We start from the raw sequence: 14508 nt of genomic DNA, 5'->3' as shown, positions 1-14508 counted from the left end.
GGGGGGCACGTTCGGTATGTCTGGCATGCCGCCGAGAGTAGCCATTCGGCATTGCCTGGAAAAGCCCGTTCCTGGCTCAGGCCTCAGCGGTTGTCTGTTTAAGGGTGCGAACGGAGGTATAACGTGTACCGAACAGGCCATAGCGGCGGCGGCGAGCAACTTCAAGGAGGAGGTCGAGATGTTCTCCGTCGATGTTCGTCAAGTTATTAGCCTTCACTTGCGTGGAGAAAAGTTTAGGGCGGGCGGCATATTGTTTAAGAGTATCGCTCAGGCTGTTGAATAGTTGCTGGCGCGTTTCAAACGGGATGTCATGTACACCCTGCGAACGCAAATACTCTTTTACTCTCATGTAGCAGTTGTTGATAAAACTTTGGGTTTTCACGTTCTTTATCGCGTGAAAGGTCGTGCGCTCGGCATCATCGTGGGAAATCGCTTCCACGAAGTGGTTCGGATAACGTTTTTGCGCGTTGGGGTTGAGAAACGAAAGCCGGTGATAGAGATCGTCATCCTCACCGCCCCAACCGCGAAAAACCTCGTCGTAACCGTTGACAGCGTTGAAGTCTTCACGGCTGCAGATGACTGTTCCGTAAGTTTCAAGATTGGCCAGTCCTTCGCCCGGCTCTGCGCGATAGAAGTGATGCGGCTGCAGGTTTTCCTGCATCCATTGCAACCAGCCATCCTGGACGATGATGTCGGCGTCGATAAAGCAGATCCAGGGCGAAGTCGCATGCGCCGCGCCGGTGTTTCGTGCCCTTGGGAGGCAGAAGCCGGGATCATCGGTCACACGGATGACCTTTACCGAAGGCAGGTTCGCCTCTACCCAGTCGCCGGTGTTGTCGGGGCAACCATAATCCACCAAAATCACCTCCCCCGGCTCAGCTGCAACAATGACCGGGAGCGTCTGTTTCACGTGGTGCAAGCGCCCTTTACAGGTAGTAACGAAAGTAATGGGGAACATGGATTTTCTCGGAGTTCAATATGCGTGTTCTGGTAACGGGTGGGGCAGGGTTTATCGGGTCGCATTTATGTCGGCGATTGCTCGAAGAAGGTCATGAAGTACTGTCGGTAGACAACTATTTCACCGGCAGTCGCCGCAATATTCAGGATCTTCTGAGCAACCCGCATTTTGAGGTCATGCGCCACGATGTGACGTTCCCGCTTTATGTCGAAGTCGATCGTATTTTCAACTTCGCGTGCCCCGCTTCGCCGGTACATTATCAGCGCGACCCGGTGCAAACAACCAAGACCAGCGTGCACGGCGCGATCAACATGCTGGGCTTGGCCAAGCGCACAGGCGCGCGGATCCTTCAGGCCTCCACGTCGGAAGTGTACGGGGATCCAGAGTGCCATCCACAGACGGAGGATTACTGGGGAAGAGTCAATCCCATCGGTATCCGAAGTTGCTACGACGAAGGCAAGCGCTGTGCTGAAACACTGTTCTTCGATTACCACCGCCAGCACGCGCTGGATATCAAGGTGGTGCGTATCTTCAATACTTACGGGCCGGGCATGCAGTTGCATGATGGGCGCGTGATTAGCAACTTCATCGTTCAGGCATTGCTTGGCGAAAACATCACCATCTATGGCGATGGGAGTCAGACCCGTTCCTTCTGTTTCGTCTCTGATCTGATAGAGGGTGTGATCGGCATGATGGACAGTCCGGTCGATCTGACCGGGCCGGTGAACCTCGGCAATCCGGCTGAGTACAGCATCAGGGAGATCGCCGAAACCGTCATCGCGCTGTGTGGCTCAGCGTCGAAGTTGACCTATATGCCGCTGCCGCAAGACGATCCGAGGCAGCGTCAGCCAGACATCACCGTCGCGCGCGAGCGCCTCGGCTGGCAGCCGAAGGTGGCGCTGGAGGCCGGTCTGTTGCAGACTATCAGCTACTTCCGCCAGATCCTGAAAACGGCCTGAGTCGCTAGCCACGCTCCCAGAGCGCGTAATGCACCTGGCCGGCGTTCTTTTCGCGGTGCAGGCGCCAGTTGGCGGGCATTGGCAGGCTTGACGGGGCGCCTTCGCTTTCGGTGTAGATCCATGCGTGTTCGGCCAGCCAGCCGCGGTTTTCCAGCAGCTCGCAGCTGGTCTGCAGCAGGTTCTGGTGGAAGGGCGGATCGAGGAAGACCACGTCGAACGGCTGCGCGGCCTGGTTTTCGAGGTAACGCAGGGCGTCGCCCTGGACCAGTTGCCCGCGCCCGCAGGCCAGGGTGTCGAGGTGCTGGCGCAGCGCGGCCAGCGCCTCGCCGTTGGTGTCCAGCGCCAGGGTCTGCCCGGCGCCGCGCGACAGCGCTTCGAGGAACAGCGCGCCGCTGCCGGTGTAGGCATCCAGCACGCGTGCGCCCTCGATGTACGGCGCCAGCCAGTTGAACAGCGTCTCGCGAACCCGGTCCGGGGTCGGCCGCAGGGCCGGGCCGTTGGGAAAGGCGAAACGCCGGCTGCGCCATTCGCCGCCGATGATGCGCAGCGATCCCGTGCCGCCATGGGGCTTTGCGGCGCTACGCGAGGGTTTGACGGTCTGTCCGCGCATCAGTGCTCCGGGACCCCGAGGGGCTGTTCGGCGGGTTTGTCGGTCGGCGCCGGCAACGGCTTCTGCGCCACCGTGGGGCCGGCCGTGACGACGACGAAGTCATCGGCGGAGAGGTGTTTCGCCATCGCCGCCCTGACCTGTTCGACGCTCAGCGCCTGGGCCTGGTTCATGAAGTCCTGCAGATAACTCAGCGGCAGGTCGTAGAAACCCATGGCGCCCAGTTGGCCGACGATGTCGGCGTTGCTCGCGGTGGTCAGCGGGAAACTGCCGGCCAGCTCGCGCTTGGCGTCGTCGAGTTCCTTCTGCGTGGGACCTTCGGCGAGGTAGTCGCGGACGATCTGTTGGACCAGCCCGAGCGTGCCTTCGCTCTGCTCGGCGCGGGTCTGCAGGCTGATCATGAACGGGCCGCGCGCCTGCATGCCTGAGAAGCCGGAGCTGACGCCGTAGGTCAGGCCGCGTTTCTCGCGCACCTCTTTCATCAGCCGGGTGCCGAAGCCACCGCCGCCGAGAATCTGGTTGCCCATGAACAGCGCCGCGTAATCCGCGTCGCCGCGCTTGATGCCGAGCTGGGCGAGCAGGATGTGGGTCTGTTTGGAGGGGAACTCGATATGGCTGAGGCCGGGTTTCGGCGCCTGCGGTTCGGCCATCTTCTCCAGTGCCGGACCTTTCGGCAGGGCGCTGGAGACCTGCGCGGCGATGGCTTCGGCCTCGCTGCGCGAGAGGTCGCCGACCAGTGCGATGACCACGTTGCCGGCGGCGTAGGCCTTCTGGTGGAAGGCGCGCAGCTGTTCCAGGCTGATCGCCGGGAGGGTCGCCTCGTTGCCGTCGCTGGGGTGCGCGTAGGGGTGGTCGCCGTAGAGGCGCTCGAACAGCGCATCGCCGGCCAGCTTGCCGGGGTTCTGCTTCTGGTACTCGAAGCCGGCCAGCAACTGGTTCTTGATCCGCGCCAGCGAGTCGGCGGGGAAGGTCGGCTTGCCGATCACTTCGGCGAACAGCGCCAGCGCCGGCTCGCGCTTGTCGACCGCGCTCAGGCTGCGCAGGCTGGCGATCGCCATGTCGCGGTAGGCGCCGTTGCCGAAGTCGGCACCCAGGCCCTCGAAGCCCTCGGCGATGGCGCCGACATCCTTGCCGGCGACGCCTTCGTTGAGCATCGCGTTGGTCAGCGTGGCCAGGCCGGGCACGTCGCCGTCCTGGGCGCTGCCGGCGGCGAAGGTCAGGCGCAGGTCGAACATCGGCACCTCGCGGGCCTCGACGAAGAGCACCTTGGCGCCCTCGGCGGTCTGCCAGCTCTGGATGTCCAGATTGCGGTAGCTCGGTGCCTTCTTGTTCAGTTCGGCCAGCGATTCGAGCCTGGCCGGCGCTTCGCTCTGGCGTGGCGCGGCTTGTGTGGCGGGCTTGCGGTCATGGTTGACGTACACGGCCAGCAGCACGATGAGAATGATCAGGACGAGGCCGAACAGGCTGTGGCGCAGGTCGTTGTTGGACTCACTCATCGTGGGCTTCCTCGGGTAGAACGTGGGCGACGCTCAGCCGCGTGCGGGTGAAGTAGGTGCTGGCGGCGGCCTGGATGTCCGCCGGGGTGACGGCTTCGAGATCGGCGAGTTCCTGGTCCATCCGCTTCCAGGACAGGCCGACGCTTTCCAGCTGGCCCATGGTGTTGGCCTGGCTGGTGATCGAGTCGCGCTCGTAGACCAACCCGGCGATCACCTGGGCGCGGACGCGGGCCAGTTCCTCGGCGGACGGCGGGGTTTTCTTCAGCTCGTCGAGCAGGCGCCAGACACCGGCTTCGGTGTCGGCCAGGGTCTTGCCCGTCTGCACGTTGGGCGTGGCGCTGACCACGAACAGGCTGTCGCCGCGGGTATAGGCCTCGTACCAGGCGGACGCGCCGGAAACCAGCTCCTCGCCACGCTCCAGGCGCGACGGCAGCCGAGCGCTGTAGCCGCCATCGAGCAGCGCGCCGATCAGGCGCAGGGCGTTGACCTCGCGCGGGTCCTTGGCGGTCGCCAGGCCCGGCACGTTGAAGCCCATGATCAGGCTCGGCAACTGGGTCTTCACGTGCAGCGTCAGGCGGCGCTCGCCGGGTTCGGCCAGCTCAAGCGGACGCTTGGAGGAGGGCACCGCGCGTTTCGGGATGTTGCCGAACCAGCGCTGGGCGAGCGCCCTGACCTCGTCGGCGCTGACATCGCCGACCACCACCAGGGTGGCGTTGTTCGGCGCATACCAGCTCTGGTACCAGGCGCGCAGTTCGTCGATCTGCATGCGCTCGAGGTCGGCCATCCAGCCGATGGTGGGAATGCTGTAGCCGCTGGCCGGGTAGGCCATGGCCTTGAAGCGCTCGAAGGCGAGGGCGTTCGGCTTGTCGTCGGTGCGCAGTCGGCGTTCTTCCTTGATCACTTCGATCTCGCGGCTGAACTCGTCGGCCGGCAGCTTGAGCCCGGCCATGCGGTCGGCTTCCAGCTCGAAGGCGACGTTCAGGCGATCACGCGCCAGCACCTGGTAGTAGGCGGTGTAGTCGTCGCTGGTGAAGGCGTTTTCCTCGGCACCAAGGTCGCGCAGGATCAGCGAGGCTTCGCCCGGGCCGAGCTTGCGGCTGCCCTTGAACATCATGTGTTCGAGGGCGTGGGAGAGTCCGGTGCGCCCCGGCTGCTCGTAGCTCGAGCCGACCTTGTACCAGAGCTGGGAGACCACTACGGGGGCGCGGTGGTCCTCGCGGACCAGCACCTTGAGGCCGTTGTCGAGGCTGAATTCGTGGGTGGGAGAGGGTTCCGCGGCGAGTAGCGGCAGCGGCATGCAGAGGGCGCCGAGGAGCAGACCGGCGACACGGCAGAGAAGCGCTTTGTTCATCGAATGGACCTTTCGGGCGGGCCGCCGGGTCTTAGCCTCAGCGGGCGAGGAGGTGCTAGGATACGCATCCATTTTCCCGGCGGCCATGCTTGTCGGGGCCGCCCTGCGACGCTGCCTTCGCGGGTGGCGGAAAACCTGCTCGAGTCGCCAGGTGTGTCGTCCCTTTCGTTTCGCCCCGTTCGGCCGACGCCCTCTTTTATGTTTGGACGAGCCCGCCGGCGCGGCGCTCCCTTGAGATACCCGTCCCCATGTTTGGTTCCAACGACGACAAGAAGCCCCCGGTCGCCCCGGAAGAGAAGAAAGGACTGTTCGGCTGGCTGCGCAAGAAACCGCAGGAAAGCGCCGGAACGCCTCCGCTAGAAACGTCCCCGACCGCCCCACGGCCGGATGCCGATCCGAGCCTCGAAGAAGCCGCCACCGAGCCGCTGCCGAGCCCCGGCGCGCCGCAGCCCGCGGCGCTGGAAAGCCTGCTCGAGACCCTCGCCGAAGCGGCACCCGAGGCCGCGCCTGCGCCCTTGCCGCAGGCGTCCGTGGCCGAGCCCGAGGCGGTCCCCGCCGCGCCCGTTGAAGTCGCCAGGCCCGCCGACAAGGCCGGTTTCTTCGCCCGCCTCCGGCAGGGCCTGTCGAAGACCAGCGCCAGCCTCGGCGAAGGCATGGCCAGCCTGTTTCTCGGCAGGAAGGCGATCGACGACGACCTGCTCGACGAACTGGAAACCCGCCTGCTGACCGCCGACGTCGGCGTCGAGGCCACCTCGGCGATCATGCAGAGCCTGACCAGGCGCGTGGCGCGCAAGGAGCTGGCCGACAGCGGCGCGCTGTACAAAGCGCTGCAGGACGAACTGGCCGCGCTGCTCGCTCCGGTCGAGCAGCCGCTGCGGATTCCGGCGCAGGTCCGTCCCTATGTGGTCCTGGTGGTCGGCGTGAACGGTGCCGGTAAGACCACCACCATCGGCAAGCTGGCCAAGAAGCTGCAGCTCGAAGGCAAGAAGGTCATGCTCGCCGCCGGCGACACCTTCCGCGCCGCGGCCGTGGAACAGCTGCAGGTGTGGGGCGAGCGCAACAACATCGCGGTGATCGCCCAGCACACCGGCGCCGATTCCGCCTCGGTGATCTTCGATGCGGTGCAGGCCGCCAAGGCGCGCGGCGTCGACGTGCTGATCGCCGACACGGCCGGGCGTCTGCACACCAAAGACAACCTGATGGAAGAACTGAAGAAGGTCCGCCGGGTGATCGGCAAGCTCGACGAGGCGGCGCCGCACGAGGTGCTGCTGGTGCTCGACGCCGGCACCGGGCAGAACGCGATCAACCAGACCAAGCAGTTCAACCAGGCGGTCGCGCTCACCGGCCTGGCCCTGACCAAGCTCGATGGCACCGCCAAGGGCGGGGTGATCTTCGCCCTGGCCAAACAGTTCGGCCTGCCGATCCGCTACATCGGTGTCGGCGAAGGCATCGATGACCTGCGCGACTTCGAGGCCGAGGCCTTCGTCAAGGCGCTGTTCTCGGAGAAAACCCCCGCATGATCCGTTTCGACCAGGTCGGCAAGCGCTATCCCAATGGCCACGTCGGCATCCACGAGCTGTCGTTCCGTGTGAAGCGCGGCGAATTCCTCTTCGTCACCGGCCATTCCGGTGCCGGCAAGAGCACCCTGCTGCGTCTGCTGCTGGCGATGGAACGACCCACCACCGGCAAGCTGCTGCTCGCCGGTCAGGACCTGTCGACCATCACCAACGCGCAGATCCCGTTCCTGCGCCGGCAGATCGGCGTGGTGTTCCAGAACCACCAGCTGCTCTTCGATCGCACGGTGTTCGACAACGTCGCGCTGCCGTTGCAGATCCTCGGCCTGGGCCGCGACGAGATCGCCGAACGCGTCGGTACCGCGCTGGAGCGCGTCAGCCTGCACGACAAGGCCGAGCTGTATCCGGCCGACCTGTCCACCGGCCAGCAGCAACGCGTCGGCATCGCCCGCGCGGTGGTGCATCGCCCGGCGCTGCTGCTCGCCGACGAACCCACCGGCAACCTCGACCCGCGCCTCGCCGCGGAGATCATGGGCGTGTTCGAGGACATCAACCGCCTCGGCACCACGGTGTTGATCGCCAGCCACGACCTGGCGCTGATCGCGCGCATGCGCCATCGCATGCTAACCCTGCAGCGCGGACGCCTGATCGGCGACGGGGAGGCCGCATGAGCGCCACCCGCATGCCGCCACCCAACCCGTCCGAGCGCGTCGGGGCGGCGCGTAAGCAGCAGCCGGAGCCGCAGAACCATGACGACGGCCCGGACTTCCGTACCCTGCTGCACGCCTGGCTGGAAAGCCACCGTGCGAGCCTGGTGGACAGCCTGCTGCGCCTCGGCCGGCAACCGATCGGCAGCTTCTTCACCTGCCTGGTGATGGCCATCGCCCTGAGCCTGCCGATGGGCCTGTCGCTGCTGCTGAGCAACGTCGAGCGCCTCGGCGGTTCCTGGCAGCGCGCCGCGCAGATTTCCCTCTACCTGCAGATGGACGCCACCGACAAGGATGGCGAGGCGATGCGCGACAACATCGCCACGATGCCGGGTGTGGCGGATGCCGAGTGGATCAGTCGGCAGCGCGCGCTGGACGAGTTCCAGCAGCAGTCCGGCCTCGGCCAGGCGCTCAAGGAGTTGCCGGACAATCCGCTGCCTGGCGTGGTCCTGGTGACCCCCAACGAGATCGACAAGGCCGCCCTGGAAGCACTGCGCCAGGCGTTGTCCGAGCTGCCCAAGGTGCAGCAGGCGCAGCTCGACCTGGTCTGGGTCGAGCGGCTTACCGCGATCCTCGGTCTCGGCGACCGTTTCGTCTTCGGTCTCACGGTGCTGCTGGTGCTGGCGCTGCTGCTGGTGATCGGCAACACCATCCGCCTGCACATCGAGAACCGCCGCACCGAGATCGAGGTGATCAAGCTGGTCGGCGGCACCGACAGCTACGTGCGCCGGCCCTTCCTTTACATGGGCGCGCTCTACGGCCTGGGCGCTGGGCTGCTGGCCTGGCTGGTGCTGGCCTTCGGGCTGGACTGGCTGAACCAGGCGGTGGTGCGCCTGGCCGGCCTGTACAACAGCGATTTCGCCCTCGCCGGGGTGCCGCTCGATGATGGGCTGTCGCTGCTGCTGGGGGCGGTATTCCTCGGTTACATCGGCGCCTGGCTGGCGGTGGCGCGCCATCTACGCGAGCTGGCGCCGCGCTGATTCGATCATCGAGATTCACTTTTTAGATAGATAAAAGCTATATATTTCAAACAGTTGACGGTCCCATAGCAATCGGTGCAGAAGGAACTTGGCGACCATCTTGCAGTCCAATGCTGCAGTGATAAACTGCCCGACGTTTGATGAATCGGAGGATTCGAATGACCACTTCATTGCAACCTGTGCGTGCGTTGGTCCCAGGCTCGAACCTGGAGGCTTACGTGCACTCGGTCAACAGCATTCCGCTGCTGACCCAGGAGCAGGAACGCGAACTGGCCGAACGCCTCTTCTACCAGCAGGACCTCGAGGCGGCCCGGCAGATGGTGCTCGCGCACCTGCGCTTCGTCGTCCACATCGCGCGCAGCTACGCCGGTTACGGGCTGAACCAGTCCGACCTGATCCAGGAAGGCAACGTCGGCCTGATGAAGGCCGTGAAGCGCTTCAACCCCGAAATGGGCGTGCGCCTGGTGTCCTTCGCGGTGCACTGGATTAAGGCCGAGATCCACGAATTCATCCTGCGCAACTGGCGCATCGTCAAGGTCGCCACGACCAAGGCGCAGCGTAAGCTGTTCTTCAACCTGCGCAGCCAGAAGAAGCGTCTGGCCTGGCTGAACAACGACGAAGTGCAGCGCGTGGCGGAAAGCCTCGGCGTCGAGCCGCGTGAAGTGCGCGAGATGGAAAGTCGCCTGAGCGGCCACGACATGGCCTTCGACCCGGCGGCGGATGCCGACGACGACAGCGCCTTCCAGTCCCCGGCGCACTACCTCGAAGACCACCGCTACGACCCGGCCATGCAGATGGAAGACGCCGACTGGAGCGACAGTTCCTCCGCCGGTCTCTACGAGGCGCTGGAAGGCCTCGACGAGCGCAGCCGCGACATCCTCCAGCAGCGTTGGCTGGCCGAGGAGAAGGCGACCCTGCATGACCTGGCGGCCAAGTACAACGTCTCCGCCGAGCGCATCCGCCAACTGGAGAAGAACGCCATGAACAAGCTCAAAGGCTCGATCCAGGCGTAAGCGACCGGTAATGAAAAAAGCCGCACCTGGGTGCGGCTTTTTTCTGTCTGCGATTCGCCGATCCGGGGCGACCTCAGGGCAGCCGGCCTTTGAGCGCCATCAGGTAGTCGCTGCCGCCCAGTTGCCGGCTTTGCTGGCGAATCCAGCTGGCACGGCGGCTGACGTAGGCGCTGGGGCGGCTGGCGCTCCATTCGCGCGGGTTCGGCAGCACTGCGGCGAGCAGGCTGGCCTGGCGCGCCGAAAGGTAGGCGGCGCCTATGCCGAAGTGATGCTGCGCTGCGGCCTCGGCGCCGAAGATGCCATTACCGAACTCGACGCTGTTTAGGTAGACCTCTAGGATGCGCTGCTTCGGCCAGAGCAGCTCCAGCAGGCCGGTGAACCACACTTCCAGGCCCTTGCGCAGCCAGCTTCGACCGGACCAGAGGAACAGGTTCTTCGCCGTTTGCTGGCTCAGCGTGCTGGCGCCGCGCAGCGAGCCGCCACGCTCGTTGTGCGCCATCGCCGCCTGGATCGCCGCGACATCGAAGCCCCAGTGCTCGGCGAATTTCTGGTCCTCGCCGGCGATCACGGCGATCTTCAGGTCGTCCGGCAGCTGTTTCCAGGGCCGCCAGGTGCGCTGCAGATCGATCGGCTCACCGTCGATCCACGACTCGATCTTGCGCTCCACCATCAGCGCCGTGAACGGCGGCGGTACCCAGCGAAGTATCAGTACCAGCAGGGCGCTGAGGGCGACGAAGCCAAGGAGAAGCTTGACCAGGCGACGGTACAGCGTTCGGAGCATGGGCTGGCCTCAATCCGTTGTGGGCCGGTCGACAGGCTGCGACTGAGGGTCGCGACAGGTCCGATCCGGAATAGGAATAATCGGTGCAGCGCGCCATTATAGCGGCGCATTCCCGCCATCTGGAGTTACACATGCTGCGCCTGCATCTGATGCTTTCCGCGTTCTTCGGTTTCACCGGCGTGGCCCTTGGCGCGTTCGCGGCGCATGGCCTGAAGAGCCGCCTCAGCGCCGAATACCTCGCGGTGTTCCAGACCGGCGTGCATTACCAGATGATCCACGCCCTCGCCCTGTTCGGCGTGGCGCTGCTCTCGCTGCATGCGCCGAGCCGGCTGCTGGGCATCGCCGGCGGTGCCTTCGTTCTCGGCATCCTGCTGTTTTCCGGCAGCCTCTACGCGCTGACACTGGTCGGCATCGGCAAGCTCGGCATCATCACCCCGATCGGCGGCGTGGCCTTCCTGGTCGGCTGGGCGTGTCTGGGGCTGAGCGCCTGGCGCCTCACCGCCTGATGGTTCCGGGACGAATGGCGCCCGATGCCCTTGGTCCACCGGGGCGATCGGGCTAGAATGCCGACCCCGTAAAATCGCGACCATTCCAGCCCATGCATATCCAGTTGAACGGCGAATCCTTCGAGCTCCCTGACGGCCAGACCGTCGCGGACCTGCTCGTGCGCCTCGACCTGGTCGGGCGCCGGGTGGCCGTCGAGCTCAATCTGGACATCGTTCCGCGTAGCCAGCACGCCAGCACCTCGCTGGCCGAAGGCGACCAGGTCGAGGTCGTCCATGCCATCGGTGGCGGTTAACCGCACGAGGAGTTTCCCCATGAGCGCAGTCCCCAACGACAAGCCTTTCGTCCTGGCCGGTCGTACTTACCAGTCGCGCCTGCTGGTCGGCACCGGCAAATACAAGGATCTGGAGGAAACCCGCGCCGCCATCGAAGCCTCCGGTGCGGAGATCGTCACCGTCGCCGTGCGGCGCACCAACCTCGGCCAGAATCCCGGCGAGCCGAACCTGCTCGACGTGATTCCGCCGTCGCGCTACACCATCCTGCCGAACACGGCCGGCTGCTTCGACGCGGTCGAGGCGGTGCGCACCTGCCGCCTGGCGCGCGAGCTGCTGGACGGCCACAAGCTGGTCAAGCTGGAAGTGCTGGCCGACCAGAAGACCCTCTTCCCGAACGTGATCGAAACGCTCAAGGCGGCGGAAACCCTGGTCGCCGACGGTTTCGACGTGATGGTCTACACCAGCGACGACCCGATCATCGCCCGTCAGCTTGCGGAAATCGGCTGCATCGCGGTGATGCCGCTGGCCGGTCTGATCGGCACCGGGCTGGGCATCTGCAACCCGTACAACCTGCGCATCATCCTCGAGGAATCGCCGGTTCCGGTGCTGGTCGACGCCGGCGTCGGCACCGCCTCCGATGCCACCATCGCCATGGAGCTGGGCTGCGAGGCGGTACTGATGAACAGCGCCATCGCCCACGCGCAGAAGCCGGTGCTGATGGCCGAGGCGATGAAATACGCCATCGAGGCCGGGCGCCTGGCCTACCTCGCCGGACGCATGCCGAAGAAGCTCTACGCCAGCGCCTCGTCGCCGCTCGACGGGCTGATCCGCTGAATCCCCGGGCGCGCGCGACGCGCCCTTTCCTTCGACGCGGCGCACCACCGGGTGCGCCGCGCCTACCCGTGCCACGGAAACAACCCGCATGACCGAGCCGTCCGAAAGCCCCATCGCCATCGAAGCCGAACGCCCGATGCGCACCATCAAGAGCTTCGTGATGCGTGCCGGACGCATGACCGAGGGCCAGCAGCGCGGTCTCGAACAGGGCCTGCCGAAGTTCGGTCTGGAGCTGGGCGACGGCCTGCGCGACTTCGATGAGGTGTTCGGGCGCCAGGCGCCGCGCACCTTCGAGATCGGTTTCGGCATGGGCCATTCGACCCTGGAAATGGCTGCCGCTGCGCCGGAGCAGGACTTCATCGGCGTAGAGGTACACCGGCCGGGCGTCGGTGCGTTGCTCAACGGCCTGCTCACCCAGCGCATGGACAATGTCCGCGTGTACAGCTGCGACGCCCTGGAGGTGCTGCGCCAGTGTGTCGCCGACGCCAGCCTCGACCGCGTGCTGCTGTTCTTCCCCGACCCCTGGCACAAGGCGCGCCATCACAAGCGGCGCATCGTCCAGCCGGCGTTCGCCGAACTGGTGCGCAGCAAGCTCAAGCCTGGCGGCGTGCTGCACATGGCCACCGACTGGCAACCCTACGCCGAACACATGCTCGAGGTGATGAACGCCGCGCCTGGTTATCGCAACCAGGGCGGGGACGGGCAGTACGTGCCGCGCCCCCAGGAGCGCCCGGTGACCAAGTTCGAGCGCCGCGGCGAGCGCCTCGGCCACGGCGTGTGGGACCTCAAGTTCGAGCGCGTCGACTGAGTCCACCCTGGCGCCGGGCTTCGGGTAGACTAGCGCCACGGAGCCACGCGCTCCCCTGACTTCCGGCCTGCCTGGCCTCGAGCCGCCCGTTGGGCGGCTTTTTTATGCGCGCATGAATCCCTTGTTCGTAGGGTGCGCCGCGCGCACCGAATGGCCCCGGCGGTGGGTGGTGCGCGCGGCGCACCCTACGAAACGCTCGTCGCATGTCACGAGGCTTCCGCCCTACGTCAGGGATTGCAGGGCCGGGTGATCGAAGCCGGCGAGGGCGCGCAGCCAGTCCTGCGTGGTTTCGCTGGCGTCTTCAGGCCAGTCCGCGGAGGCGGATTCCAGCCGGCGCAGCAGTTCGTGCTCGGCCCGCAGCTCCAGCGCCTTGACCTGTTCGCGCAGTTCGGTCAGTGCGGCGTCGCTGCCCGCCGCGGCTTTCCAGCCCTGGCGAAGCTGACGCAGCGGCATGACTACGGTGGCTTGCCAGGGCTTCGCCAGCGCCTTCAACTGCTCGGCGCGCGCCGCCGTGCAGCTCACGCGGCGTGCGCCGAGCCAGGCGCCGCAGAGCAGCAGGCAGACGTCCGCGCCCTCGGCCTGCAGCGCCAGGCAGGCGTTTTCCACGCCGGGACGGGCGTAGCGGGCGAGGGCGAAACTCCATAGATCGGCGGGCATTCGGCACTCCGGGCGGGGTGGGGACGAAGCTGATAAACTCCGCCGCCATCATGATACGACTACAGAATCTTACCTTGCAGCGCGGTCCGCAGCGCCTGCTCGAAGGCGCCGAGCTGACCCTGCACCCCGGCCAGAAGGCCGGCCTCGTGGGTGCCAACGGCGCCGGCAAATCCAGTCTGTTCGCGCTGCTGCGCGGCGAACTGGGGCCGGACGCCGGCGACTGCCTGTTGCCCGCCGACTGGCGCATCGCGCACATGCGCCAGGAGATCGAGACCCTCGATCGCCTGGCAGTGGACTACGTGCTCGACGGCGACCTCGAGTTGCGCCGCGTGCAGCGCGAGCTGGCCGTCGCCGAGGCCAGCCACGACGGCGCCGCCCTGGCGCGGCTGCACACCGAACTGGACAACGCCGACGGCTACAGCGCCGACGCCCGTGCGCGCAAGCTGCTGGCCGGGCTGGGCTTCTCCAACGAACAGATGGAGCGCCCGGTCGGCGACTTCTCCGGCGGCTGGCGGATGCGCCTGAACCTGGCGCAGGCGCTGATGCGGCCGTCCGACCTGCTGCTGCTCGACGAGCCGACCAACCACCTCGACCTCGACGCCATCCTCTGGCTCGAAGGCTGGCTGAAGAGCTATCCCGGCACCCTGGTGCTGATCTCCCACGACCGCGACTTCCTCGACGCCGTGGTCGACCAGATCGTCCACCTCGAACAGCGCAAGCTGACCCTCTACCGCGGCGGCTATTCGGCCTTCGAGCGCACCCGCGCCGAGCGCATGGCGCAGCAGCAACAGGCGTTCGAGAAGCAGCAGGCGCAGCGTGCGCACATGGAAAGCTTCATTCGCCGCTTCAAGGCCAAGGCCAGCAAGGCGCGCCAGGCGCAGAGCCGGATCAAGGCGCTGGAGAAGCTCGAGGAACTGGCGCCGGCGCACATCGATTCGCCGTTCGACTTCGTCTTCCGCGAGGCCGACAAGGTCTCCAGCCCGCTGCTCGACCTCGCCGAGGGCCGTCTCGGCTACGGCGAGCGCGCGGTGCTGGAGGCGGTCAAGCTGCAACTGGTGCCGGGC

16 protein-coding genes are annotated in these 14508 nt (G+C 66.0%); 10 read left to right on the top strand and 6 right to left on the bottom strand.

Annotation, left to right across the window (positions count from 1 at the left end; translation table 11 throughout):
* Positions 1-76: 76 nt before the first annotated feature.
* Positions 77-910, bottom strand: coding sequence for a glycosyltransferase family 2 protein (locus B3E91_RS20180; protein WP_414708314.1), 834 nt, complete (start codon positions 908-910; stop codon positions 77-79).
* Positions 911-978: 68 nt separating this feature from the next.
* On the opposite strand from B3E91_RS20180, the gene B3E91_RS20175 reads away from it, so the two are divergent.
* Positions 979-1917, top strand: coding sequence for a UDP-glucuronic acid decarboxylase family protein (locus B3E91_RS20175; protein WP_287031152.1), 939 nt, complete (start codon positions 979-981; stop codon positions 1915-1917).
* 4 nt (positions 1918-1921) lie between these two features.
* Here B3E91_RS20175 and rsmD read toward each other — a convergent pair whose 3' ends face one another.
* From rsmD to B3E91_RS20160, 3 genes are read right to left on the bottom strand one after another with little or no spacing between them, the layout of a single operon-like run.
* The gene (gene rsmD / locus B3E91_RS20170; RefSeq protein WP_286784490.1) at positions 1922-2527 is read right to left on the bottom strand and encodes a 16S rRNA (guanine(966)-N(2))-methyltransferase RsmD; all 606 of its coding nucleotides are present in this window, start codon (positions 2525-2527) and stop codon (positions 1922-1924) included.
* Positions 2527-4020, bottom strand: coding sequence for a M16 family metallopeptidase (locus B3E91_RS20165; RefSeq protein WP_287031151.1), 1494 nt, complete (start codon positions 4018-4020; stop codon positions 2527-2529). The genes rsmD and B3E91_RS20165 overlap by 1 nt, the downstream gene beginning before the upstream one ends.
* The gene (locus B3E91_RS20160; protein ID WP_273234651.1) at positions 4013-5371 is read right to left on the bottom strand and encodes a M16 family metallopeptidase; all 1359 of its coding nucleotides are present in this window, start codon (positions 5369-5371) and stop codon (positions 4013-4015) included. The genes B3E91_RS20165 and B3E91_RS20160 overlap by 8 nt, the downstream gene beginning before the upstream one ends.
* Positions 5372-5619: 248 nt before the next feature.
* Between B3E91_RS20160 and ftsY the strand changes: the two genes are divergently transcribed.
* The 4 genes from ftsY to rpoH all read left to right on the top strand — a co-directional run bounded on the left by ftsY (position 5620) and on the right by rpoH (position 9585).
* Positions 5620-6891, top strand: a complete 1272-nt coding sequence (gene ftsY, locus B3E91_RS20155; protein ID WP_287031150.1) for a signal recognition particle-docking protein FtsY — start codon at positions 5620-5622, stop codon at positions 6889-6891.
* The gene (ftsE, locus tag B3E91_RS20150; RefSeq protein WP_090224165.1) at positions 6888-7556 is read left to right on the top strand and encodes a cell division ATP-binding protein FtsE; all 669 of its coding nucleotides are present in this window, start codon (positions 6888-6890) and stop codon (positions 7554-7556) included. Before ftsY ends, ftsE begins: the two co-directional genes overlap by 4 nt.
* Positions 7553-8572: a permease-like cell division protein FtsX gene (ftsX, locus tag B3E91_RS20145; protein ID WP_273234648.1), complete on the top strand. Its 1020-nt coding sequence runs from the start codon at positions 7553-7555 to the stop codon at positions 8570-8572. Before ftsE ends, ftsX begins: the two co-directional genes overlap by 4 nt.
* Before the next feature lie 158 nt (positions 8573-8730).
* Positions 8731-9585, top strand: a complete 855-nt coding sequence (gene rpoH / locus B3E91_RS20140) for an RNA polymerase sigma factor RpoH (RefSeq protein ID WP_090224162.1) — start codon at positions 8731-8733, stop codon at positions 9583-9585.
* A gap of 73 nt (positions 9586-9658) precedes the next feature.
* Here the strand turns inward: rpoH and mtgA are convergent, their stop codons facing one another.
* A complete protein-coding gene (mtgA, locus tag B3E91_RS20135; protein ID WP_273234646.1) occupies positions 9659-10366 on the bottom strand; it encodes a monofunctional biosynthetic peptidoglycan transglycosylase in 708 nt (235 codons plus the stop codon).
* 131 nt (positions 10367-10497) lie between these two features.
* On the opposite strand from mtgA, the gene B3E91_RS20130 reads away from it, so the two are divergent.
* The 4 genes from B3E91_RS20130 (at position 10498) to trmB (ending at position 12787) form a co-directional block, all read left to right on the top strand.
* On the top strand, positions 10498-10872 hold the full coding sequence (locus B3E91_RS20130; RefSeq protein WP_273234645.1) for a DUF423 domain-containing protein: 375 nt from the start codon (positions 10498-10500) through the stop codon (positions 10870-10872).
* A 92-nt stretch (positions 10873-10964) separates the two neighbouring features.
* Positions 10965-11165, top strand: a complete 201-nt coding sequence (gene thiS, locus B3E91_RS20125) for a sulfur carrier protein ThiS (RefSeq protein WP_090224157.1) — start codon at positions 10965-10967, stop codon at positions 11163-11165.
* 19 nt (positions 11166-11184) lie between these two features.
* On the top strand, positions 11185-11979 hold the full coding sequence (locus B3E91_RS20120; RefSeq protein ID WP_090224156.1) for a thiazole synthase: 795 nt from the start codon (positions 11185-11187) through the stop codon (positions 11977-11979).
* 136 nt (positions 11980-12115) lie between these two features.
* Entirely contained in the window at positions 12116-12787 is a 672-nt protein-coding gene (gene trmB / locus B3E91_RS20115; RefSeq protein WP_287031258.1) for a tRNA (guanosine(46)-N7)-methyltransferase TrmB, read from the top strand.
* Positions 12788-13009: 222 nt separating this feature from the next.
* On the opposite strand, the gene B3E91_RS20110 is transcribed toward trmB, so the two are convergent.
* On the bottom strand, positions 13010-13444 hold the full coding sequence (locus B3E91_RS20110; RefSeq protein ID WP_287031149.1) for a TIGR02444 family protein: 435 nt from the start codon (positions 13442-13444) through the stop codon (positions 13010-13012).
* Between the two features lie 50 nt (positions 13445-13494).
* On the opposite strand from B3E91_RS20110, the gene B3E91_RS20105 reads away from it, so the two are divergent.
* Positions 13495-14508, top strand: a 1014-nt coding sequence (locus tag B3E91_RS20105; RefSeq protein WP_287031148.1) for an ABC-F family ATP-binding cassette domain-containing protein, incomplete at its 3' end; no start/stop codon positions are given.

It is taken from the genome of Pseudomonas sp. UBA6310, assembly GCF_002438225.1.
Lineage (GTDB): Bacteria > Pseudomonadota > Gammaproteobacteria > Pseudomonadales > Pseudomonadaceae > Pseudomonas_O > Pseudomonas_O kuykendallii.
Note: the sequence above shows the minus strand (reverse complement) of the source record. Positions and strands in the feature narration are given on the sequence as shown.